Annotated in this window: 21 protein-coding genes; 3 read left to right on the top strand and 18 right to left on the bottom strand. The window is 68.2% G+C overall.

Annotated features, from left to right (window positions below; all coding sequences use genetic code 11):
* Positions 1-188 precede the first annotated feature (188 nt).
* From OG876_RS26870 to OG876_RS26830, 9 genes are all read right to left on the bottom strand, one after another.
* On the bottom strand, positions 189-344 hold the full coding sequence (locus OG876_RS26870) for a hypothetical protein (protein WP_233712037.1): 156 nt from the start codon (positions 342-344) through the stop codon (positions 189-191).
* Between the two features lie 188 nt (positions 345-532).
* Positions 533-1387, bottom strand: a complete 855-nt coding sequence (mutM, locus tag OG876_RS26865; protein ID WP_328519411.1) for a bifunctional DNA-formamidopyrimidine glycosylase/DNA-(apurinic or apyrimidinic site) lyase — start codon at positions 1385-1387, stop codon at positions 533-535.
* A 1-nt stretch (position 1388) separates the two neighbouring features.
* Positions 1389-2117: a ribonuclease III gene (gene rnc, locus OG876_RS26860; protein ID WP_328519410.1), complete on the bottom strand. Its 729-nt coding sequence runs from the start codon at positions 2115-2117 to the stop codon at positions 1389-1391.
* A 15-nt stretch (positions 2118-2132) separates the two neighbouring features.
* Entirely contained in the window at positions 2133-2324 is a 192-nt protein-coding gene (gene rpmF / locus OG876_RS26855) for a 50S ribosomal protein L32 (protein ID WP_077012766.1), read from the bottom strand.
* A gap of 67 nt (positions 2325-2391) precedes the next feature.
* Positions 2392-2913 carry a YceD family protein gene (locus tag OG876_RS26850; RefSeq protein WP_328519409.1) on the bottom strand — a complete coding sequence of 174 codons (522 nt, stop codon included), beginning with the start codon at positions 2911-2913 and terminating at the stop codon, positions 2392-2394.
* 129 nt (positions 2914-3042) lie between these two features.
* Entirely contained in the window at positions 3043-3513 is a 471-nt protein-coding gene (gene coaD / locus OG876_RS26845) for a pantetheine-phosphate adenylyltransferase (RefSeq protein WP_328519408.1), read from the bottom strand.
* Positions 3506-4063 (bottom strand): 16S rRNA (guanine(966)-N(2))-methyltransferase RsmD, encoded by a 558-nt coding sequence (gene rsmD / locus OG876_RS26840; RefSeq protein ID WP_328519407.1) that lies wholly within the window; start codon positions 4061-4063, stop codon positions 3506-3508. The genes coaD and rsmD overlap by 8 nt, the downstream gene beginning before the upstream one ends.
* Positions 4063-6306, bottom strand: a complete 2244-nt coding sequence (recG, locus tag OG876_RS26835; protein WP_328519406.1) for an ATP-dependent DNA helicase RecG — start codon at positions 6304-6306, stop codon at positions 4063-4065. The genes rsmD and recG overlap by 1 nt, the downstream gene beginning before the upstream one ends.
* The gene (locus OG876_RS26830; RefSeq protein ID WP_328519405.1) at positions 6303-7916 is read right to left on the bottom strand and encodes a DAK2 domain-containing protein; all 1614 of its coding nucleotides are present in this window, start codon (positions 7914-7916) and stop codon (positions 6303-6305) included. Before OG876_RS26830 ends, recG begins: the two co-directional genes overlap by 4 nt.
* Positions 7917-7952: 36 nt before the next feature.
* Between OG876_RS26830 and OG876_RS26825 the strand changes: the two genes are divergently transcribed.
* Positions 7953-8942: an SAM-dependent methyltransferase gene (locus OG876_RS26825; protein ID WP_328519404.1), complete on the top strand. Its 990-nt coding sequence runs from the start codon at positions 7953-7955 to the stop codon at positions 8940-8942.
* Between the two features lie 85 nt (positions 8943-9027).
* On the opposite strand, the gene rpmB is transcribed toward OG876_RS26825, so the two are convergent.
* From rpmB to OG876_RS26800, 5 genes are all read right to left on the bottom strand, one after another.
* Positions 9028-9249, bottom strand: coding sequence for a 50S ribosomal protein L28 (gene rpmB, locus OG876_RS26820; RefSeq protein ID WP_134124328.1), 222 nt, complete (start codon positions 9247-9249; stop codon positions 9028-9030).
* 83 nt (positions 9250-9332) lie between these two features.
* Entirely contained in the window at positions 9333-11315 is a 1983-nt protein-coding gene (locus OG876_RS26815) for an aldo/keto reductase (RefSeq protein WP_328519403.1), read from the bottom strand.
* A gap of 24 nt (positions 11316-11339) precedes the next feature.
* Positions 11340-12167: a carbohydrate ABC transporter permease gene (locus OG876_RS26810; protein WP_328519402.1), complete on the bottom strand. Its 828-nt coding sequence runs from the start codon at positions 12165-12167 to the stop codon at positions 11340-11342.
* A complete protein-coding gene (locus OG876_RS26805) occupies positions 12157-13152 on the bottom strand; it encodes a carbohydrate ABC transporter permease (RefSeq protein WP_328519401.1) in 996 nt (331 codons plus the stop codon). Before OG876_RS26805 ends, OG876_RS26810 begins: the two co-directional genes overlap by 11 nt.
* Position 13153: 1 nt before the next feature.
* Positions 13154-14431 carry an ABC transporter substrate-binding protein gene (locus OG876_RS26800; RefSeq protein ID WP_328519400.1) on the bottom strand — a complete coding sequence of 426 codons (1278 nt, stop codon included), beginning with the start codon at positions 14429-14431 and terminating at the stop codon, positions 13154-13156.
* Positions 14432-14566: 135 nt separating this feature from the next.
* On the opposite strand from OG876_RS26800, the gene OG876_RS26795 reads away from it, so the two are divergent.
* Together OG876_RS26795 and OG876_RS26790 are read left to right on the top strand one after the other, a co-directional pair.
* Positions 14567-15175, top strand: coding sequence for an HAD family hydrolase (locus tag OG876_RS26795; protein ID WP_328519399.1), 609 nt, complete (start codon positions 14567-14569; stop codon positions 15173-15175).
* 87 nt (positions 15176-15262) lie between these two features.
* Complete coding sequence (locus OG876_RS26790; RefSeq protein WP_328519398.1) at positions 15263-16843, top strand: GxGYxYP domain-containing protein; 1581 nt, start codon at positions 15263-15265, stop codon at positions 16841-16843.
* Positions 16844-16870: 27 nt separating this feature from the next.
* On the opposite strand, the gene OG876_RS26785 is transcribed toward OG876_RS26790, so the two are convergent.
* From OG876_RS26785 to OG876_RS26770, 4 genes are all read right to left on the bottom strand, one after another.
* Positions 16871-18856 carry a hypothetical protein gene (locus OG876_RS26785; protein WP_328519397.1) on the bottom strand — a complete coding sequence of 662 codons (1986 nt, stop codon included), beginning with the start codon at positions 18854-18856 and terminating at the stop codon, positions 16871-16873.
* A 232-nt stretch (positions 18857-19088) separates the two neighbouring features.
* Positions 19089-19574 carry a GNAT family N-acetyltransferase gene (locus OG876_RS26780; protein WP_328519396.1) on the bottom strand — a complete coding sequence of 162 codons (486 nt, stop codon included), beginning with the start codon at positions 19572-19574 and terminating at the stop codon, positions 19089-19091.
* 135 nt (positions 19575-19709) lie between these two features.
* Positions 19710-20972, bottom strand: coding sequence for an MFS transporter (locus OG876_RS26775; RefSeq protein ID WP_328519395.1), 1263 nt, complete (start codon positions 20970-20972; stop codon positions 19710-19712).
* Positions 20969-21595 (bottom strand): HAD-IA family hydrolase, encoded by a 627-nt coding sequence (locus OG876_RS26770; RefSeq protein WP_328519394.1) that lies wholly within the window; start codon positions 21593-21595, stop codon positions 20969-20971. Before OG876_RS26770 ends, OG876_RS26775 begins: the two co-directional genes overlap by 4 nt.
* Positions 21596-21619 lie beyond the last annotated feature (24 nt).

The raw sequence follows: 21619 nt of genomic DNA, 5'->3' as shown, positions 1-21619 counted from the left end.
GCTACCCGGGGAAGTAGTTCCGCTTCGCAGTCTACAAAGACCTGCACGCGAATCGAGGGAGGCCGACCGGTGAACGGCCGACGAAGGGCACAGAAGCTGGACATAGAACCGGCGGGGGCCCGGACGGGGGCCACCGCCGTGGTAGTGCGGACGGTAGAGATGGAACTCTGTTGTCGCGGCTCGGGTCCTCAGACCGAAGCGGGGGCGCGCAGAGCCTCGTCGACGGTGAGCAGCCGGCCCTCATGGACCTGTGCGACGAGGTGGTCGTTCTCTGCCTGCAGGCGCATCACGTGCGCCTCCAGATCGGCGACACGCCGGTTGAGCAGACGAACCTGCTCGAGCATGCGCGGGTCAGTGCCTCCAAGGTGCCCTAGAAGAGCCTTGGCCATTGTGCTGTCCTCCGGAAGGTTCTGGCCGGGTGCGCTCCTGAGTCCTGGTCACGAACGGAGCGCCGAAAATGTGTGCCGTCTTTCAGGGTGACACCGGCGGGGCCGACGGTCAACCTGGGCCACGTTTATTAACGATACCCCGCTCACCAGCGAACATGGCGAGGGACCGGCTGACATTTCGGGCACCGGTACGACGAACGGTTCATGAACGGCTCCCGACGAATCGGCCGCCCGTCGCGCGGACACGGCGAACCCTCTTGCCCATAGACGTTCAGGCCGCGCTCGAAGTAGCCGGATTCCCCGTTCACGTTGACATACAGCGCGTCGAAGCTGGTCCCGCCGACGTCCAGTGCCTCGGCCATCACCTCGTGGGCGTGCCGGACGATCTCCCTTGTTTGTAAGGGTTTCAGCGTTTCGGTGGCCCGGGCGTAGTGCAGCTTGGCGCGCCACAACGCTTCGTCCGCGTAGATATTGCCCACTCCGCTGATCACCGTCTGGTCCAGCAAGGCCCGCTTCAGGCCGGTCTTGCGGCGCCGGATCGCGGCCCCGACCACCTCCGGGTCGAACAGGGGATCGAACGGATCGCGGGCGATGTGGGCGATCTCCGGCGGCAGTTCCGCGCCGCCTTCGGAGTAGGACAGACCACCGAACATCCGCTGGTCCACAAACCGGACCTCTCCGCCGTCGTCGGCGAACCGGAACCGGACCCGCAGGTGTGGCTCGTCGGGCGCGCCGACCGGCTGGACCCGGAACTGACCGCTCATACCCAGGTGGGTCAGCACCGCGTCGCCGGATTCCAGCGGCAGCCAGAGGTATTTCCCGCGCCGGGCCGGCTCGCTGAACACCTGACCCTTGAGCCGCGCCACGAAATCGTCCGGCCCGGCGGCGTGACGCCGTACCGGGCGGGGATGCAGAACCTCGACCGCGTCGATGGTCCGGCCGGTGGTGAACTCCGCCAGACCCCGGCGGACGACCTCTACCTCGGGAAGCTCAGGCACCTCAGGACTGTGAGGGGTCGGTGCTGTCGGGGTGCGCCGCGCGCAACGCCTTCCAGGCGGTTTCGGCGGCCTGCTGCTCGGCTTCCTTCTTGCTCCGGCCGATGCCGTGACCGTACGTGTCGGAGCCGATCCGGACCCGCGCCTCGAACGTCTTGGCGTGGTCCGGCCCGGACTCGGCGATCACATACTCGGGTACGCCGACGCCGAGCTGGGCGACGAGCTCCTGCAGGGAGGTCTTCCAGTCCAGGCCGGCTCCGAGCCGGGCCGAGGACTCCATCAGGTCGTCGAACAGCGTGTGCACGACCTGGCCGGCGGTCTCGAAGCCACGATCCAGGTAGACGGCGCCGATCAGTGCCTCGACGCAGTCGGCCAGGATCGACGACTTGTCCCGGCCGCCGGTCGCCTCCTCGCCGCGGCCGAGCCGCAGGTACTTGCCGAGCTTGAGGTCGCGGGCGACCCCGGCGAGCGCGCGCATGTTGACCACGGCGGCGCGCAGCTTGGCCAGCCGGCCCTCGGACAGGTCCGGATGGTTGCGGAACAGCGACTCCGTGACGATGACGCCGAGCACGGAGTCCCCGAGGAACTCCAGCCGCTCGTTGGTCGGCAACCCACCGTTCTCGTACGCGAACGAACGGTGGGTGAAGGCGTGCTCCAGTAGATCGTCAGCCAGCGATACGCCGAGCCGCTGGTTCAGCTCGGCGTAGAGCCCCGTTTCGTTGACCGAATTCACTGGGTGAGGTGTCGCTTAGCTCTCGACGACCTGGCGACGCTCGCCCTTGGCGCCGTACTGGCCGCAGGTGGGGCAAACGGTGTGCTGCAGGTGCTTCGCGCGGCAGGCGGGGTTCACGCAGGTCACCAGCGACGGGGCAGTGGTCTTCCACTGGGCCCGGCGGCTGCGGGTGTTGCTGCGCGACATCTTCCGCTTCGGAACGGCCACGGTTATGACTCCTCGGTTCGGCCGGGGGCTGGTTGACCCGGCCGGCTAGCTGACGTGTATTCGGTCTTCAGTTGTCCTGCGGTCGTTCGTCCTGCTGGAGCAGGTTACCGAGGGCGGCCCAGCGCGGGTCGACGCCGTCCTCGTGCTTGTGGCCGGGCTCGTCCGCCAGGCGTACCCCGCACTCGGGGCAGAGACCCGGACAGTCGTCCGTACACAAGGGCTGGAACGGCAGCGCGAGCACCACCTGGTCCCTCAGCGCCGGCTCGAGGTCGATCAGATCGCCCTCCATCCGGCTGGCCTCGTCCGGTTCGGCTTCGCTTTCCGGGTAGACGTACAGCTCCTGGACGTCAGCGAGGAACTCGTCCTCGATATCGACCAGGCACCGCGCGCACTCCCCGACCAGTCGGCCACGCGCCGTTCCGGTGACGAGAACCCCTTCGACAACCGATTCCAGCCGTAGATCGAACTGGATCGGATCGCCCTCGGGGACGCCGATCACGTCGATTCCGAGATCTTCCGGCGCCGGTGCCGTGAAGGAGACTTCGCGCTGGGACCCGGCGCGGCGTGTCAGCTCGTGCGTATCGATCACGAGGGGGGACCGCGGGTCCAAGACGCTCAGGACATCCCTTTCAGGCGTGGGCAGGCAAGATCTCGGTCTCGTCGAGACCGGTGCTCTACATTACCAACTCCGCAGCCGCTGGCCCAATTCGGGGTGATCTCAGAGCTTTTCCAGTAACCGTGCGTGAACACGCGGCGGCACGAAGGCGGCCACGTCGCCGCCGAGCCGGGCGATCTCCTTCACCCAGCTGGACGAGATGAAAGCGTTCTCCGACCGGGTCGGCAGGAACATCGTGTCCACCCCGGTCATCGCGTGGTTGAGCTGGGCCATCTGCAGCTCGTAGTCGTAATCTGCCGCCGACCGCAGCCCCTTGACGATCACGCCGGCGCCCTCGGCCCGGCAGTAGTCGACCAGCAGGCCGTCGAAGGTGCCGATCCGGACGTTCGGAAACGGCTCGGCGAGCTCGGTCAGCATCGCGATCCGCTCGTCCGGGTCGAACAGCCGCGACTTCGACTGGTTCACCCCGGCCGCGACGATCACCTCGCCGAAGGCGGCCGACGCCCGGGCGATGATGTCCAGATGCCCGTTGGTGGGCGGGTCGAAGGTCCCTGGGAAGACCGCCTTAGCCATGGCGGTGACCGTACCAAAGGCGGGCCTCGCCGTACTTGCGATCCCGCAACGCGGCGAATCCCTCCGGCCACTCCCACGGCTCCCGCTTCCCGCGCTCGACCACGACCACCGCGTCGTCGGCGAGCCACCCGTTCCCGGCCAGCTCGGTCAGCACGTCCTGCAGCTCGGAGGTCTCCAGCTTGTACGGCGGATCCGCGAAGACCAGATCGAAGACCGCCGGACTGTCCCCCGACGCGACCTTCTCCACCGGCCGCGTGAGCACCGTCGCTCCCGGCAGCCCCACGACCTTGACGTTGGCCGAGATCACCTCCGCCGCCTTCCGGTCAGACTCCACCAGCACGACGCGGGCGGCGCCTCGCGACAGCGCCTCGAGCCCGATCGCCCCGGATCCGGCGTACAGGTCGAGCACCGCCAACCCGTGGAAGCTGCCGAACTCCGACTCCAGCGACGAGAACAGCGCCTCCCGGACCCGGTCCGCGGTCGGGCGTGTCCCGATCCCCGGCGGTACGCCGATCCGCCGCCCGCCCGCGGATCCACCGACGATCCGCATCAGGTCTTCTCAAGGTACTCGGTGGTCTCGGACTCGAGCGCGTCCCGCACGAACGCCCGCAGCGCCGGATACTCGGCCAGCTCCGCGTCCACCGACACGATCGAGTTGGCGACATGCCGGGCGGCGAAGATGATCTCCTCGTCCCGCAACACGCTGAGCAGCTTCAGACTGCTCCTCCGACCCGACTGAGCCACGCCGAGTACGTCGCCCTCACGCCGCGTCTCCAGGTCGATCCGCGACAACTCGAACCCGTCCGTCGTCGAGGCCACCGCGTCCAACCGCCCGTACGACTTCGAACCTGGCCACAGGTCGGTGACCAGCAGGCACAACCCCGGCACGCGACCCCGGCCGACCCGGCCGCGCAGCTGGTGCAGCTGCGAGATGCCGAATCGGTCCGCGTCCATGATCACCATCGTCGAGGCGTTCGGTACGTCGACCCCGACCTCGATCACCGTGGTCGCGATCAGCACGTCGACCTCGCCGGCCGCGAACCGCGACATCACGGTGTCCTTCTCCTCGGCGGGCAGCCGGCCGTGCAGGATCTCGACCCGCAGGTCGTGCAGGATCTCGGCCAGCGCCTCCGACACCTGCAGCACGGAGATCGGCGGCCGCGCCTGCTTCTTCGTGCCCTGCTCCTCCTCGCCGGCCGCGAACTCGCCCTCCTCGTCGGCCGCGTTCTTCACGTCGTCGCCGATCCGCGGGCAGACGACGTACGCCTGATGGCCCTTGCCGACCTCCTCGCGAACTCGGGTCCAGGCCCGCTGGAGCCAGTCCGGCTTCTGCTGAGCCGGGACCACCGACGACTGGATCGGCGACCGTCCGGCCGGAAGCTCGGTCAGCGTCGAGACCGCGAGGTCGCCGAACACCGTCATCGCAACGGTCCGCGGGATCGGCGTCGCCGTCATCACCAGCACGTGCGGGGTGTTCTCCCCCGACTTCTGGCTGAGCGCCGCTCGCTGCTCGACGCCGAACCGGTGCTGCTCGTCGACCACCACGAGGCCGAGATCCGCGAACTGGACCTTGTCCTCGAGCAACGCGTGCGTCCCGACCACGATCCCGGCGGCACCACTGGCCGCGTCCAGCATCGCCGTACGACGGGCTGCCGCGTTCAGCGAACCGGTGAGCAGGCCGACCCTGGTCGCCCGCTCCGCGCCACCCAGCATTCCCGCCTCGGCCAGGTCACCAAGCATCTTGGTCAGCGTCTTGTGGTGTTGCGTCGCGAGCACCTCGGTCGGCGCCAACAGAACCGCCTGGCCGCCGTTGTCGACCACCGACAGCATCGCCCGCAGCGCGACCACGGTCTTGCCGGAGCCGACCTCACCCTGCAGCAGCCGGTGCATCGGGTGCGGACGGGCGAGGTCGGCGAAGATCTCCTCACCGACCTCCGCCTGACCTTCGGTCAGCTTGAACGGCAACCGCTGGTCGAACTCGTCCAGCAGGCCGCCCTCGGTCCGCGGCCGCGGTACGGCGTTCAGCGCGTCGGTGACCGCCCGGCGCTGGGCTAGGATCGTCTGCATCACCAGCGCTTCCTCGAACCGGAACCGCTGCTGCGCGTCGCGGATGTCCTTCTCGGTGTCCGGCAGGTGCACCTTCTGCAGCGCCTCGCGCAGGCCGAGCAGCTTCTCCTTGCGCTGGATCAGCTCCGGGATCGGGTCGTCGAGCCGCTCGTCCAGGCTATCCAGCACGATCTTCACCGACCGCTCGATCGTTGCGGTCGGCAACTTCGCCGTCGCCGGGTAGAGCGGCCGGAACGGCCGGGCCCGGCGCTCGATCTCGGCCTCGGACAGGTCTTCTTCGTCGAGGATCTCGGTGCCCGGGCTCTTCAGCTGCATGATGTCGCGGAACATCGTGACCTCGCCCCAGAACAGGGCGGCGGTCCCCGGCGTCAGCTTGGTCGCCAGCCAGGGCTGGTTGAAGAAGGCCAGCTCGAGGTCGCGCCGGCCATCCGTCACGACGACCTTGGTCAGCGTCTTGCGCCGGGCCCACTTCTGCACGTCAGTGATCGGGATCTCGGCCTTGGTGTCGAGCGAGCGGACGGTGACTTTCTTGACCCGGCCGTTCACGGTCGCCTGGTCGCCGACCTCCAGTTCGTCGAACGGGGTCAGCTCACCCTTCTTCAGATACCGCCGCGGGTAGTGCCGCAGCAGTTCGCCGACGGTCTCGATCTCGAGCACGTCCGCGAAGGTCTTGGCCGTCTTGGCACCGAGGAAGTCGCGGATCTTCCGGTCCATGTCGGTTCTCATTCCACCCCGATCAGCAACGGGTACCTGTCCTGCCCTCCGTCGTACACCACGACATCGACATCTTTGCGGTTACGCCGTACGTGCCGCTCCACAGCGTCGACCAGACCGGGTGCGACATCGCTTCCGGTGACGATCGTGAGCAGCTCACCACCGCCGCCGAGCAGCCGGTCGACCACCCCGAACGCGGCCGCCTCCAGATCCTCGGTGATCAGCGCGAAGTCGCCGTCGACCACGCCCAGCGCGTCGCCCACCCGGCACATGCCGGCCATCGTCCAGGCGTCCTTCACCGCGATCGTCACCGCGCCGTGCCGGGTCTGACCGGCCGCGGCGGACAGCTGGACGACGGCGTCGTCGAAGCTGCGCTCCGGGTCGTGGACGGCGATCGCCGCCAGGCCCTGGACCTGGGCCCGGGTCGGGATCACGGCCACCCGGATCCCGTCCTGCCGGGCCGCGGTCGCGGCGGCCTCGGCGACCGCGATCGAGTCGTTGTCGTTGGGCAGGATCACGATCTCCGGCGCCTTCGACTTCTCGATCGCCTGCAGCAGCTCGCCGGTCGAACACCGTCGGCCAGGACCGCCCCTGATGATGTGCGCCCCCGCCTCGGCGAACAGGTCGGCGAGGCCGTCGCCGGCGACGACCGCGATCACCGCCCGGCCCGGGATCAGCTCGTGGTGGTGCGCGTGGTCGGCGAAGTGCGTGACCCGGATCCGGTGCGGGCGGCCGATGTCGATGCCCTGCTCGATCGCGGCGCCGACGTCGTCGGTGTGGACGTGCACGTTCCACAGCCCGTCGCCGCCGACCACGACGACCGAGTCGCCGAGCCCGGCCAGGTTCTGCCGGAAGTCGCCGATCTTGTCGTCCGTCGCGTCCAGCAGGTACATCACCTCGTACGCCGGTCCGTCCTGGCTCTCGGCGCTTTCGCCCTGAGGCTGGACCCGCGCCGGTACGTCGACCCGCACGACCCGCCCGGTCAGCACCGACTCCATCGCGCCGAGAATCACGACTAGGCCCGCTCCCCCGGCGTCCACGACGCCCGCACGCCGCAGTACGTCGAGCTGCTCGGTGGTCTTGGTGAGCGCCTGCCGGGCCGAGGCGACGGCGGCCAGGCAGACGTCGGCCAGCGTCTTCCCGTCGTTCGCGGCCGTCATCGCACCGGTCGCGGCGGCCCGGGCGACGGTCAGCATGGTGCCCTCGACCGGCTGCGCGACCGCGCTGTAGGCGGCGTCGGCGGCGTACTTCAACGCGTCGGCGAAGGCGACGGGCTCGCTCATGCGTGGATCCGCGAGTACGCCGTCAGCCTGGTGCCGCGGGAGGTTCTCGGCGAGCCGGAGGCCGCAGGCGCGGACGAGCTGGGACGTGATCACGCCGGAGTTGCCACGCGCGCCGAGCAGGGCGCCGCGACCGAACGCCTGGACCGCTTCGGCGAAGGTCAGCTCACCCTGGGGCAGCGCGTCACAGGCGGCCTCCCAGGTCAGGTACAGGTTGGTCCCGGTATCGCCGTCGGGCACGGGGTACACGTTCAGCTCGTCGATCTCGGTCCGCGCCCGGCCCAACTCGGCCAGCGCGGTCCGAGCCCAGGCCCGCAACACCTCGACGGTCAGTTCCTCCACGCCCGGAAGGCTAACCGGTCCCGCTAGGGTTTGGGGGTGAGCGTGTTGTTCTCGGTCGCGGCCGACAGTTACGAGTGGGCTGTGCGCGAGATCCGCGGCGAGTTCGGCCGCGAGGTGCGGATCGAGCGGATCGGCGGGGACATCGGCCGGGTCACCGGGCCCACCGTGCACGAGCTGGCCCAGGCGTGTGACGTGGGACGGATCATGTTCGTCCGGCATCTGACGGTCGAGATCGGGAGCTTCGAGGAGCTGCCGCCCGACTACGAGCTCGCCGAGCTGGTGCTGGGCGAGCTGCCCGAGTACCCGAAGGCGCTCGCCGTCCAGGCCTGGACCGACGGCGCCGGGACCGGCGGTTCCTGCTATCACCGGATCGAGCAGGCGCTCACCGACCGCGGCGTGACCGTGACCCGCTCCGATCAGGAGTACGTCGTCTCCTGCTTCGTCGGGCGCCGAGCTGTGGTCCTGGGCCTCAACCGGCTCGCGGACAGCTTGTCGGACTGGCCGGGTGGGCGGATGCGGTTGGCCCGGGGCGAGGAGCGGGTGTCGCGGTCGGAATTCAAGCTGGAGGAGGCGATCGCGACCTTCGGGCTGGAGCTGCCGGCCGGCGGGAAGGCTGTGGATCTCGGCGCCTCGCCGGGTGGGTGGACGCGGATCCTGCGGCAGCACGGGCAGGAGGTGTGGTCCGTCGATCCCGGTGGTCTCGATCCCCGGCTGCTCGCCGACCGCCGCATCCACCATGTTCAGACGACGGCAGGTGAGTTCTTCCGCCAGAACCGGGTGGGCTTCGACATCGTGGTGAACGACATGCGGATGGATCAGGTGATGAGCGCCCGGATGATGCTCGACGCGGCCGCGCACCTGCGCCGCGGCGGCCTGGCGGTCGTGACGCTGAAGGGTGGCGGGAGGAACCCGCTCGACGGCGCCCGGCGTGGTCTGGACGTGCTGCGGCAGGAGTACGACGTACTGCACGCGCGGCAACTGCATCATAACCGGAACGAGATCACCGTGGTGGCGCGAAAGCACTGATACGAACGACTGAGAAGACGCGAAATAGGCGCCCGGGTGATCCCGGGCGCCTATTTCAAGGCCCTAAACGGAGTGAAAGCTGGGGTCAGCCGACGACGCGCTGGACCTTGCCGGCCTTGATGCAGGACGTGCACACCTTCAGCTTGGTGGGCGTGCCCTTGATGATCGCCCGGACCGGCTGGATGTTGGGGTTGAACCGCCGGGGCGTGCGAGCCTTCACCCGGCGGATCATCGCGCCCTTACCCAGGCGGGCAACGCTGTTGCCGAACGTCGGCTGCTTGCCGCAAACATCGCACTTCTTAGACATGATTCTCCGTGTTCAGGGTCGTGACACCGACAGACCATGTTACATGGGCCCCGACGCACGACCAATTCGGCTGCACGCAGTCCTCAGGCAGTGAGGTACGCCACTTCTTCGTCCGTCAGGGACACCGAAAGGCCGGGTGTCGAGGTCCGGGTCTCGCTGATGTGCCGCGGCCCGATCAGCGGGAACACCGGGTACGGCTGGTGCAGCAGCCAGGCTAGCGCGATCGCGGTCGGCTCGACGCCCTTGGCCGCCGCGAGCTCCCGGGCCCGGTCGAGCCGGCGGAAGTTCTCGTCGGAGTAGAAGCAGCGCACCAGCTCCTCGTCCGACCGGTCCTCCGGCTTGGCCCGCCCGGTGAAGAACCCGCGCGCCTGGCTCGACCACGGGAACAGCGCGACCTGCCGCTCCCGCAACCACGCCTGCGACTCGTCGTCCGACACGTGCCGGCACCCGGCCCACGGTACGTCGTACGCCCGCGCGAGGCTGAGGTGGTTGCTCAGCAGGGTGAACGGCTGCTTGCCGTTCGCCTCGGCGTACGCGTTGGCCTCGTCGAAGCGGGCGGTGGACCAGTTGGAGCCGCCGTACGCCTTGATCCGGCCGGCCTTGAAGTGCTCGTCCATGACGTCGACGAATTCGCCGACCGGGATCTCCTCGTTGTCGCGGTGCATCAGGTAGAGGTCGACGTGGTCGGTCTGCAGCCGCCCGAGGCTCTCCTCCAGCTGCCGGGTGATCGACGCCGGGTCGCAGTACGGCGTGTGCGCACCCTTGCCGATGACAACGATCTCGTCGCGGTTGCCGCGGGAGGTGATCCACTGGCCGAGCAGCTTCTCGCCGCGGCCACCGCCGTAGATGTACGCGGTGTCGAACGTCGTACCACCGCGCTCGACGAAGTCGTCGAACATCGCGGCGGCGTGGGTGAGGGTCTGCTGGTTGTCGACGCCCATGACGAGCCGGGAGACCTGCTTGTCGAGGCCGGCGACCTGTCCGTAGGTCATCGGGGCGTCGTCGCGGCGCCGGAGCGGCCGGCCGGTCGCGGTCGGGATGATCGCGTCGTCCCGCTCGCTCGCGTACTGCTGCCCGATCGCCGCCCGCCACGCGTCCTGGACGGTCAGGTTGCCGAGCGTGTCGGCCCAGCTCATCTCCGGCGCCTGCCGCTGCTCGATCGCCGCCGCGACCGCCTCGGCCTCGGCCGCGTAGATGAGCGCGGGGTCGGCGGAGATGTCCCGCGGCTCCTCCCCCACCTTGTGCAGGGTGACGTGGGTCGGCTTGCCGTCGCCGCCGAACCACGGGTCCTCGATGACCAGGTAGCCCTCGCTGCCGAAGATCCGGACCTGGTTCTGATCACTCAGCCGGACGCCGGTGCTGACCTGGGCCGTGACCCCGCCGTCGAAGAACAGGGTCGCCACCGACCATTCGTCGGCGCCGGTCTCGCCGACGTGCCCGACCGCGGTCACCGCCGCCGGATCGGCGTACGGCTGCCCGGTCGCGGCGCCGGCGATCAACCGGGCGTACGAGACCGGGTAGCCGCCGACGTCGAGGATCCCGCCGCCCGCCAGCTCGTCGGCGAAGATCCGGCTCTCGGGCCGGAAACCGGCGGTGAAGGCGAACGTGGCCTGGATCTGGTGGACGGTGCCGAGCTCGCCGTCGCGGACCAGCTGGGCGACCAGCTTGGTCTGCGGCAGGCAGCGGTACATGTACGCCTCCATCAGGAAGACGTCGTTGCGTACGGCGGCCTCGATCATCGCCTCCGCCCACGCCTTGTTGATCGCGAGCGGCTTCTCGCACAGCACGTGCTTGCCGGCCTCGGCGGCCTTGATCGCCCACTCGGGGTGCATCGGGTGCGGGGTCGCGACGTACACCGCGTCCACGTCCGGGTCGGCGAGCAGATCGTCGTACGAACCGTGCCGGTTGGTGATGCCGTACTTGTCCGCGAAGGCGTTGGCCGAGTCGATCGACCGGCTGCCGACGGCGACGACCGCGTTGGCCGCCGACGTCGGCACCTGGCTCGCGAACCGGGACGCGATGTTCCCGGTGCCGATGATTCCCCAGCGGAGTGTGGTGTCAGTCAAGAGGAGTCCCGTTCGATTGTGGGGTCAGAACTTCATGGCGCCGGCGGCGATGTCGGCGATGAAGGAGCGGGCGCCGATGATGAAGACGCCGATCAGTGGAATGACACTCATCAGGGCGCCGGCCATCACCATCGAGTAGTCGGTGCCGTAGATGCCGTTCAGTTGCTGCAGTGCGACCTGGAGCGGCAGCTTGTTCGGGTCGGTCATCACGATCAACGGCCACAGGTAATCGTTCCAGACGTTGATGAACGTGAAGATACCCAGGAACGCCAAGCCGGGCCGGAGCACCGGGATGCCGACGGTCAGGTACTGGCGGAAGAAGCCGGCGCCGTCGACCTTGGCCGCCGAGATGAGCTCGTCAGGGATCGCGCCGCGGGCGTACTGGCGCATCCAGAAGATCCCGAACGCGTTCGCCGCGCCCGGGATGATCAGCGCCTTCAGCGATCCGATCCAGCCGAACTCGGCCAGCGTCACGAACTGCGGCACCAGGGACAGCTGGGCCGGGATCATGAAGGTGGCCAGCAGCAGCCCGAAGAGCCATCTGCTGCCGGGGAACTCGTACTTCGCGAACGCGAAGGCGGCCAGTGAGTCGAAGAACAGCACCAGCGCGGTCACGGCGAGCGCGACGATCACCGTGATCAGCATCGAGCCGAAGAAGTCGATGTTGTCGAGCACCTTGCCCATGTTCTCGAACAGGTGCGATCCGATCAGCAGCTTCGGTGGGTAGGTGAAGATGTCCGGGGTGGTGTTGGAGGCCATCACCACCATCCAGTAGAAGGGAAAGATCGACAGCAGTACGCCGAACATCAGCACCACGTGGCTGACGACGTTCCGGGCTCGGTCAGCGCGCATCGGCCTGCTCCCTTCCAGTGCGGCGGGCGGCACGGCGGGCGCTCCGCTCGTCACTACCGCCGATCAGCCGCCAGTTGATGATGCTGAACAACACGATCAGGATGAACAAGGCCCAGCCGATGGCGGCGCCGTACCCGAACTGGTTGTTCAGGAACGCGCTCTGGTACAGGTACGACACGATCGTCGTCCCCGAGCCGCCCGGGCCGCCGGTGTCGCCCACCAGCACCTGGGACTCGGTGAAGATCTGCAGACCGCCGATGGTCGACGTGACGGCGGTGAACAGGATCACCGGGCGCAGCAGCGGCACGGTGACCCGCCAGAACGTCTGCCGCGACGACGCGCCGTCGACCTTCGCCGCCTCGTAGACGTCTCCGGGGATCGCCTGCAGGCCGGCCAGGAAGATGATCGCGTTGTAGCCGACCCAGCGCCAGGTGACGATGCTGGCGATCGCGACCTTGATCCCCCACGGCTGGGTCAGCCATTCGATCTTGGTCAGCCCGATCGACTGCAGGAACGCGTTCAGCAGGCCGAAGTTGTTGCTGAAGATCGAGCCGAAGACCATCGTGACGGCGACGACCGACGTGACGTTCGGGATGAAGTAGGCGATCCGGTAGAAGCTGCGGAATCGGGTCGCGTTGTGCAGCGCGTTGGCGATCACGAGCGCCAGCAACAGCATCGGCACGGTCGACAGCACCCAGATGATCAGCGTGTTGCCGATCGACTGCCAGAACTTCGGATCGCTGAGCAGGTAGCTGTACTGCTGCAGCCCGACCCATTTCATCGCCCCGATGCCGTTCCAGGAATGGAACGAGATCCAGATCGAGAACAGCACCGGGAACGCGCCGAACACCGCGAACAGGATGAAGAACGGCGAGATGGCCGCGTACTGCGGCAGCGCCTGGCGGTACCTGTTCGGCGGCTTGGACGGCCCGGGGTCCTTGGTCGTGCCGACGGTCGCAGGGAACACCTTGGTGGTGACAGCCATCTCAGATCGCCCCCGCTCGGGTGAGTTCACGTTCGATCTGGCGCTGCGCGTCCGCCCAGGCCTGGTCCGGTGACTTCCCGGCCACTTCGACGTTCACCAGCTCGGCACCGAGCGGCGTACCGATGATGGTGTCGTACGGCGAGAAGTAGGCACCGGGATACTTCTTGGCCGACGCGGCGAAGACGTCGACGATCTTCTGGCCGCCGAAGAACGGATCCGGTGCGGCCATCGTCTGGTCGGTGTAGCTGGCCGGGGTGGACGGGAACAGCACCGGGTCGAGGAACGCCTGGGCCTGGTTCTTCGCCGACTCCAGCCAGCTGATGAACGCGAAGGCCGCCTTCGGGTTCTTGCAGTACTTCGTGATCGCCAGGAAGGACCCGCCACGGTTGCCGGCGCCACCAGGAGCCGCCGTCACCCGCCAGAGTCCCTTGGTCTTCGGGGCCGCGTTCTTCGGTCCGAGCTGCGCCCACCAGACCGCAGCGTTGTACGCGACCAGCTTGCCGTTGGTGACCACGGCGTTCGCGTCCGTCGTACCGGACTGTGCGTTCGCGGACAGCCCTTCCTTGACCACGCGGATCGAGAGATCGAACGCGGAGCGGATGTGGTCCTGGTCACCGATGTACTGGCCGTCTTCGGTCATGTAGCGCTTGGACTGCTGGGCCAGTGCGTAGCTGAAGACACCGGTGATGTTGTCCGTGATGGCCGAGCCGGGCACGGCGGCCTTGAGTTTCTTCCCGAGCTCGATGTAGCTGTCCCAGTCGGGCGCCAGCTCGGCGACCGCGGCCGGGTCGGTGTCGATACCGGCCTTCTGGAAGATGTCCGTCCGGTAGAAGAGCGCGGTCGGTCCGGTGTCCATCGGGTAGGCCATCATCCGGCCCTCGGGGGTGATGCCGAGCTTCCACTTCCAGGGGAGGAAGTCCTTCTCGAGCTCGTTGGCGCCGAGCGTCTTGAGGTCGACGAACTGGTCCTGGTTCGGGAAGTACGTCGCCACGTCGTCGTTGATCGCGACGATGTCGGGCACGAGCGACTTGCCGGCCAGGGAGGTCAGCACCTTGGTCTTGTAGTTGGTCCCGATCCGGGTCATCGCCAGCTTCATGCCGTCGTACCCCGGGATCGCCTTCTCCGCCTGACCGATCAGGCCGTCGTTGACCGAACCGACCCAGGTCCACATGCTGAGCTCGTCGGATCCGCCGAGTGAGCTTCGCGAGCCGCACCCGGTGAGACCCGCGGCGGCCGCGGCGGAGCCGAACGCTAGGAACTTTCTTCTGCTCAGGGTCATACGCCTCACCTGGCGCTTTCTGTTGGATTTCGCCGGAAGGTGTCCACATATGTTTACGTTGCCATTAGGTAAGCGCATTCCGACTGAACCGGTCAAGGGGTCGTCCGGGTTGGCGCGGATGACAGGATGGGCGGCATGCTCTCCGCCGTACTCTTCGATGCCGATGGCGTCGTCCAGCGCCCCAGCCAGGACTGGATGGCCCGCCTGACCTCGCTCGTCCCCTCCGACAGTGACGCTTTCGTCGCCGACCTGATGGCCGCCGAGAAGCCGAGTTTGGTCGGGAAGGGCGACTTCCGGGACGCGGTGGCCGAGGTGCTCCACCGCTGGAACTCGCCGGCCTCGGTGGAGGAGGCGATGGAGCCGTGGCACTGGTTCGCCGCCGAGCAGGCGGTCATCTCGTTGATCGGTTCGCTGCGGGCGGCCGGGATCGGGTGTCATCTCGCGACCAACCAGCAGGCGTACCGGCGGGCGATCATGCAGGACGAGCGCGGGTACGGCGCCTGGTTCGACCAGACCTTCTACTCGTGTGATCTCGGGCTGGCCAAACCGGATCCGGCGTACTTCCGGGCGATCCTCGCTGCTCTGCAGGTGCCCGCCTCGGAGGTGCTCTTCATCGACGACAACGAAGCCAACGTGGCGGGTGCTTTGGGCGTCGGACTGCGCGCAGAGGTGTACGACCTGTCGGCCGGGGTGCCGGCGCTGGTCGAGCTGCTTCGCCGTTACGGGCTGCCGATTCCGGACTGAGGTCTTGTGGCGTGAGGGTGGTTGTGGCATCGTCGCCGGGCAGATGACAACGTAGGACAGTCACCAGCCGCTCCCTGGAGGCACCACATGTCCGATCGCCGACGTCTCACCCTGACCCGCCGCCGCGCGCTCGGCCTGACTGCCGGGTTGGGACTCGGCTCGCTGGCGCCGTCCTTCGCCTTCGGCGCATCCCCCGCTCCTGGCCCGCAGTACCCGAAGGGGCAGCGCCCGCGCTTGTTGAACGTCTTGACCGAAGACTCGCTGAGCCCTGCCGAGCGGACGCTCGCGACCACGCTGCAGGGTCTGATGGCGCGCCGCGGTGGCGAATCGCTCTATCTGAACATCCCATCGCTGGGCTACCAGTTCTGGCTCGACGACCTCGTCTCCCGGTACGGCGTCCGGACTCGTACCGGTGACCTGTGGAAAACCGTCAGCCGATCGGGTGTCGACGGATATGTTCTCTTTCGAACGGGCACTCCGTCGGTCAACGTGGCGACCACGCTAGCCGGGCTCACGGGTGCCGTAGCGATCGAGGAGAGCTTGGAGGCACTCGCGATCCAGCACGGATTGCGCAAGGTCCTGGACGTGCGGGACAAGGACGACCGCTGGGTGGTGGACAACTACTGGCCACGGCTGCGGCACGACGTCGCGGTCGAGCAGAGAGCGGATTGGCCGGAGCGACTGCGGGACTACGTGACGATGGCGGGGACGCTCGCCTTCTTCGACGGCAACTCGGACTTCCGCGCCTCGGTGGTCAACGCCCTCGACGATGACGCCACGGTGATCGGCTGGGGCGACGCTTCGAACGGCGAGGACGCCTTCATCGGCGTGAACTCGACGGCCGGCGTCAAGGCCCTGCCGGCCGACCATGCCCGCAATCTGTCCGTCTTGTCCGGCATCCGCGAGGACCGGTTGAGCCAGCGCGGAGGGGGTGGGGGGAGGGCCCCTGAACCGGACCCGAATGCCCACTACGTCACCTTCCTGATCACCGATGGCGACAACATCCAGTGGATGCTCGGCGACTTCCCCACTGACAAACGCTGGTTCGGAAGCCCTCGCCGCGGAGAGATCGACCTGGGTTGGGGCATCTCCCCCTCACTCATCGACCTCGCTCCCTCGGTCATGCGCTGGTACTACGACCAGTCCCGCAAGGACCGCTGGGTCGTTGGACCGTCCGGTGGCGGCTATATGTACCCGAGCAGGTATCCGACGGCTGCGTTGGAGAAGCACACCGCGTCCCTTGCCCGATCGATGGGTGGCGCCGACCTCTCCGTCGCCCAGATCATTGACTTCAACTCCTTCGAGAACATGGGCCTCTGGTCGTCGTACCTCAAGCGCCCAGAGATCGACGGGCTCATCTACCTCGAGTACTCCCGCTACGACGGGCTCAAAGGCAAGGTCGTCTGGTCCGAAGGCAAGCCAGTCATCTCAGCCCGCACCATGCTCTGGGACGGCCTCGACGGCGCCGACGAAGCATCCGTTACCGCCGAACTCAACGCCGCCACTCGCAACCCGCACTCCACCGCCGGCTACTCAGTCGTTGTGTGGCACGCCTGGAGCAAGTCCGTCGACAACGTACTGGCTGTCGTCGACGGCCTCGCGCCACACGTGAAGGTCGTCCCGCCTGACACGCTGGTCAAGATGGTCGGCAAGTACGCCAAACCGTAGGCGCGAGCGATCCCGACCCCCCTTGGCTCAACCTCGGTCAGTCGCCTGACGCGGCGCCTGCACTCGGTGGGTGCCGGTGGGGTCGACGTGGAAGGTGAAGCCGTGGGGTGTGGTCCATTCCAGGGTCTTGGGGTCCAGACGGCGTACCTTCCAGCCGTGGGCGTGGGTCTTGACCCGGTGGCCGTACCGGCCGAGGGGCGCGAGGTTGCTGGTGTTGGTTTGGCCTGGTGGGCCGAGGGGGTCGTAGGGCCGGAGGTGGTCCAGGTCCATGGCGCGGTGGGTTTCTTGGGTGCCGAATGGGAAGAGTTCGACGGGGTGGGTGAGTTTGACGCGTTCGCGGATCCGGTCGGGGATTTCGTAGGCGTCGACGCTGACGGCGTGGTTGAGGTCGATGACGGGCTTGACGGTGTAGGGGCCGTGGCCGATGAGTTCGGCCAGTTGGTCGGCGAGCAGCGGGCCGATGGCTTCGGCGCGCAGGACGCCGGTGCCGGTGCCGGTGGCCAGGGTGTGGTCGGTGAGGTGAACGTAGATCTGGGTCTGCCCCGGCCGCACCCGCCCACCGCAGCAGCAACTGTGGGCTGGGCAGGCGGTGCGGGCGTGCGCGACGTGCTTGATCCGGGCTAGACGGGCGTGCAGGGCCCGCTGCGCGGCCGCATCAAGAGGTTCGCCGTCGTCGGGATCGATGTGCAGGTCGGGGTCGAGTGGATCAAGTGGTTCGATCGGCACGGTGTCGGGGATGTCGAGTGGGTCGGGCAGGTCGCAGGTGCTGGGGTGGGGCGCGTCGCGATCGACCTCGTCGTCCAGGCCCGGCTCGGCCCAACCGTCCGTCCGGTCGCTCAATAGCTCTTCGTCGTCACATCCACGCCATGCACGGCCGCTGCCGTTGCCAGTGCCTGTGCCAGTGGCAGCGAGAGTGGCAGCGGCGTGACCGGGTGCCCCGGCCGCCGGGTGGTTGATGACGCGAACCGACGGCGGTGCCGGGACATGCTCACCGGCGACGGTGGCGGGGTCAGCTGGGGCGTCGGTGGTGGCTGGGGTGTGGAGGCGGTGGTGGCGGGCTTGGGTGAGGAGTTCTTCGGTGTAACGGGGGTCGGCGATGATGCCGATCGCTTCGGCGCGGCGGTGCTGGACTGGGCGGGTGTCGCCGAAGGTTTTCAGGGCCTCGGCGATGTCGGCGATGGTCGCGTCGTGGCGGATCACCGCTCCGCAGGAGGCCTTGATGTACATCGTCTTGGTGCCGTGCTGGTTGGAGCGGCCGACGAACACGCCGCGTTCGCGGGCCTGCTCGTCGGCTTCGGCCCGCGCGAGGTCGGGGTCGGCGTGCAGTTTGGCGGCCTTGACGATCTTGTCCAGCCGGTACGGGGTGATCGAGTCGACGAGTCGCGCGACGCGCTGGTCGACGTAGGCGGCGGCCTCCTCGGACAGTTTCGCGCAGTCGGCGACGATCCGGCAGGCCTTCCAGGGGGTCGCGTCGCCGGCCAGGACTCTGGCCCAGGTGAAGGGGAAGCGGTGTCGCAGGGCCAAGGCTTGGCCGAGGTAGTCGGCGGCGACCCGCGGGGAGATGCCGAGCATCACCGCGAACTCGGCGATCGCGAACTCCAGGATCTCCGGGCAGCCGTCGCCACCCAGCACCACCGCCCGCTCCCGCCCGTCGCAGACACGCCGGCCCGGGCCGCCCGTGCGGGCCGGGTGGGCCGGGTTGGTCAAGTTGCCCAGCTGGCCTGAGTGGTCCGGGTGGGCGGAGTGGGCCGCGTTGGTCAAGTTGCCTGGGTGGTCGCGGTGGGCGGAGTGGTCCGGGTGGGCGGAGGGGGCCGGGTTGGTCAAGTTGCCTGGGTGGTCGCGGTGGTCGCGGTGGGCGGGGTGTCCCGGGTGGGCGGAGGGGTGGTGGCGGTCGGCGTAGATCAGGGCGTGTTCGAGGAGGCGGGCGTCGGACCGGTTGGCCTCGGCGCGGTGTTCGGCGGCCGACTCCAGCAGGTCGGCCGTCGACAGCGACTCCAGATCCATCTCGAACATGCGTTCGATTCTATTCATAGGCCTGCGGCCCGGCAAATCCGCGAAGGGCCGAAAACCCTTTATCCACAAGGGGAAACATCACACCACGCGGTGAAGCGGGCGATGATATGCGCGACCGCGGTCGGGGGTCACTTCTCCTCTCCTCTGTTGTTCGTCGACGTGGGCGCGAGTCCGTCCACAACCTGGGAGCTGTTGTCGACGGACTCGCGGCGTACGTAACGCCCCGCCTGGATCAGAGAGTGCGGAAGTAGACCGCGACGGGGAGCTTGATGCAGCCGAGGCTCTCGTAGAAGGCGCGGGCAGGCGCATGGAAGTCATCGCCGCCGGTGCCGATCTCGACCATTTCCGCACCCTGCGCCCGCATCGCATCGAACGCGTGCTCACACAGGGCGGTGCCGAGGGCCTCTCGGCGGTGTTCGGCCGCGACGGCGAGGATCGTGATCGTGCCGTGGATCGGGCGCGCCGGGTCCACGGCCCAGGCGACATAGCCCGCGAGTACGTCGTCCTCCTCGGCGACCGCGACGTACTTGAAGGAGTCGGGGTCATGGAGTCCGGCGACCTGCTTGCGGTAGTCGTCGCGCCAATTGCCGTGCTGGATGGAGAAGATGAGCTCGCCGACCAGCGGGCGGAAGGAGTCCTCGTAGAACGGCCCGAACGTCTCGATGGTCAGGTCGATGAGCCGGGACAGGTCAGAGTGAACGTACGGACGAATGAGCATGAAGTGTGCCTCTCGCACTGAAGGGGGTCAGGACATGACGGGACCCGCTCGCAGTTCGCGATGCGGCGGGTCGACCTTCAGTGGCGGGTACGCCAGGCGGCAAAGCACTCCATGCCGACTGATGCTACGTGACTATCAATCGACGTGCGGAGCGAGTCCGTCGACAGCGCAAGGGCTGTCGCGCCGGATGTGCACGTCATCCCGACCGAGGCTCTCGACCGAGGAGTTGCTCGGGCGGCGGCTCAACGCAAAGAGGGCGGCGAGGAGAGGGAGGGTGATGAGGTACGCCGTACGCAGGTCGACGGCTCGAGCGAGTAGGGCGAGAGCCGCCGGCGCGACCAGGATGGCCACACCGGACGCCATCGCACCGATCGCTGCCAGCCGCGCAGGGCTGAGGCCGGGGGTCGCGACCAGGGCGGCGAGGGTGACGGGGTAGAGCGGAGCGACGCCGATCCCCGCGACAACCAGTCCGATCGCTACGACACCAGGTACGTCGAACAGGCTGACGAGCAGCGTGCCGACGACCGCGAAGGCCCCGGAAGGTACGACGGGCGACCAGCCGCGCCAGTGGATCGGGCCGATCACCCGGCCGACCGCCATGCCGATGGGGAACGCGCTGCCGACCAACGCGGCTGTTGCCGTCGGCAACCCGGCGGCGACCAGCCGGGCCACTGCCCACACCACGAAGCAGAACTCGACTGCCACGGACAGTACGATGCGCAACCATCCGAGGCCCACCGCCGTCGCAACCTGCCGCCCCACCCTGCGACGAGTACGGGACCTGCCAACAACCACTGCGGGCGCGGAGTCGATCCGGACAGGGGCACGGGCGACCGGCTTCGCTCGTCGGGTCATGACAGCGAGGACCAGAAGAGGCGGAGTGGCGGCCAGCATGGCCAGACGACCGGTGGGGCCGAGCGAGTCCAGGGCGCCGATGGCGAGAGGTGCGAGGATGCCGGTCGCACTGGCGACCGCATTGACCCGGCTGAGTCGTGCGGCGGCTGTGGGGCCATCCAGCATCAACGGGGTGACGAGGACCAGCAGTGCACCACCCAGTCCGATGCACAGTCCGCCGGCGATCGCGACGGTGTACACCGGAGCGACCGCGAGCAGCACCGTGCCCACCGCGCAGATGACTGCGCCGAGTGAGAGGACAGTTGTCATCGGCCAGGACCGGAGCAGTCGTGGGCCGACCAGCGCGACGAACAGCAGCCCGGCGGCGAACCCCGATGACAGCAGGGCCAGCCGACTTGTGGGCTCGTCCAGATCTCGCGCCAGGATCGCAACGCAACCACCGAGCCCGGCGAGCACGAATCCCATCGACGACAGCCCGAGACCGATCCGGATCTCGTCTCCGCGCGCCGCGGAATCCATCCGGCCTTCCGCGTTGGGACTCATCCGGCGCTCAGGTCGGTGAACAGTGTCACCAGGCGGTGCAGATCGGACAGCTCGATGTCGGCTCGGGTGCCCTTCAGGCCGGCGGTGACCGCACCGGCGGCACGGCCGGCTGACAGGCCGACCTCGGTGTCCTCGACCACCAGGCAATGCCGAGGCGGTACGCCGAGGAGCTCGGCGGCGCGCAGGTAGCCCTCGGGATCGGGCTTGCCGTGCGTCACGTCGTCGACGGTTACCAGGATCGACGGAGAGATGCCGGCGGCGCCCAAGCGGACCTTCGCCAGCCGGTTGGACGCGCTCGTGAAGACAGCCCACGGCAGACCAAGCCGCTCCAGCGTGCCGATCAGCTCGATCGCACCGGGTGCGGGTACGACGTCCGTCAGGTCATCGCACTCGAGATCCAGCAAGCGTGCCGCCGCCGCGGACCGCTCCTCGGCGGAGAGATCAGGCCGGAGGCGCGCGATCGTCGTCTCGGACGGGCTGCCGTAGGCGATGGCGAGTGCGTCGGCAGGGGGTACGGCGTACTCCACTGCCCACCGTGTCCACGCCCGGTCGACGGCCTCGTCGGAGTCGACCAGTGTGCCGTCCATGTCGAACAGCACGGCGCGGATGTCCCGGACGTTCATGACCCCTCCAATTAAACTCGTCCT

The organism is Kribbella sp. NBC_00359 (assembly GCF_036097425.1).
Classification (GTDB): Bacteria; Actinomycetota; Actinomycetes; order Propionibacteriales; family Kribbellaceae; genus Kribbella.
This window is presented reverse-complemented; position numbering and strand designations above follow the sequence as displayed.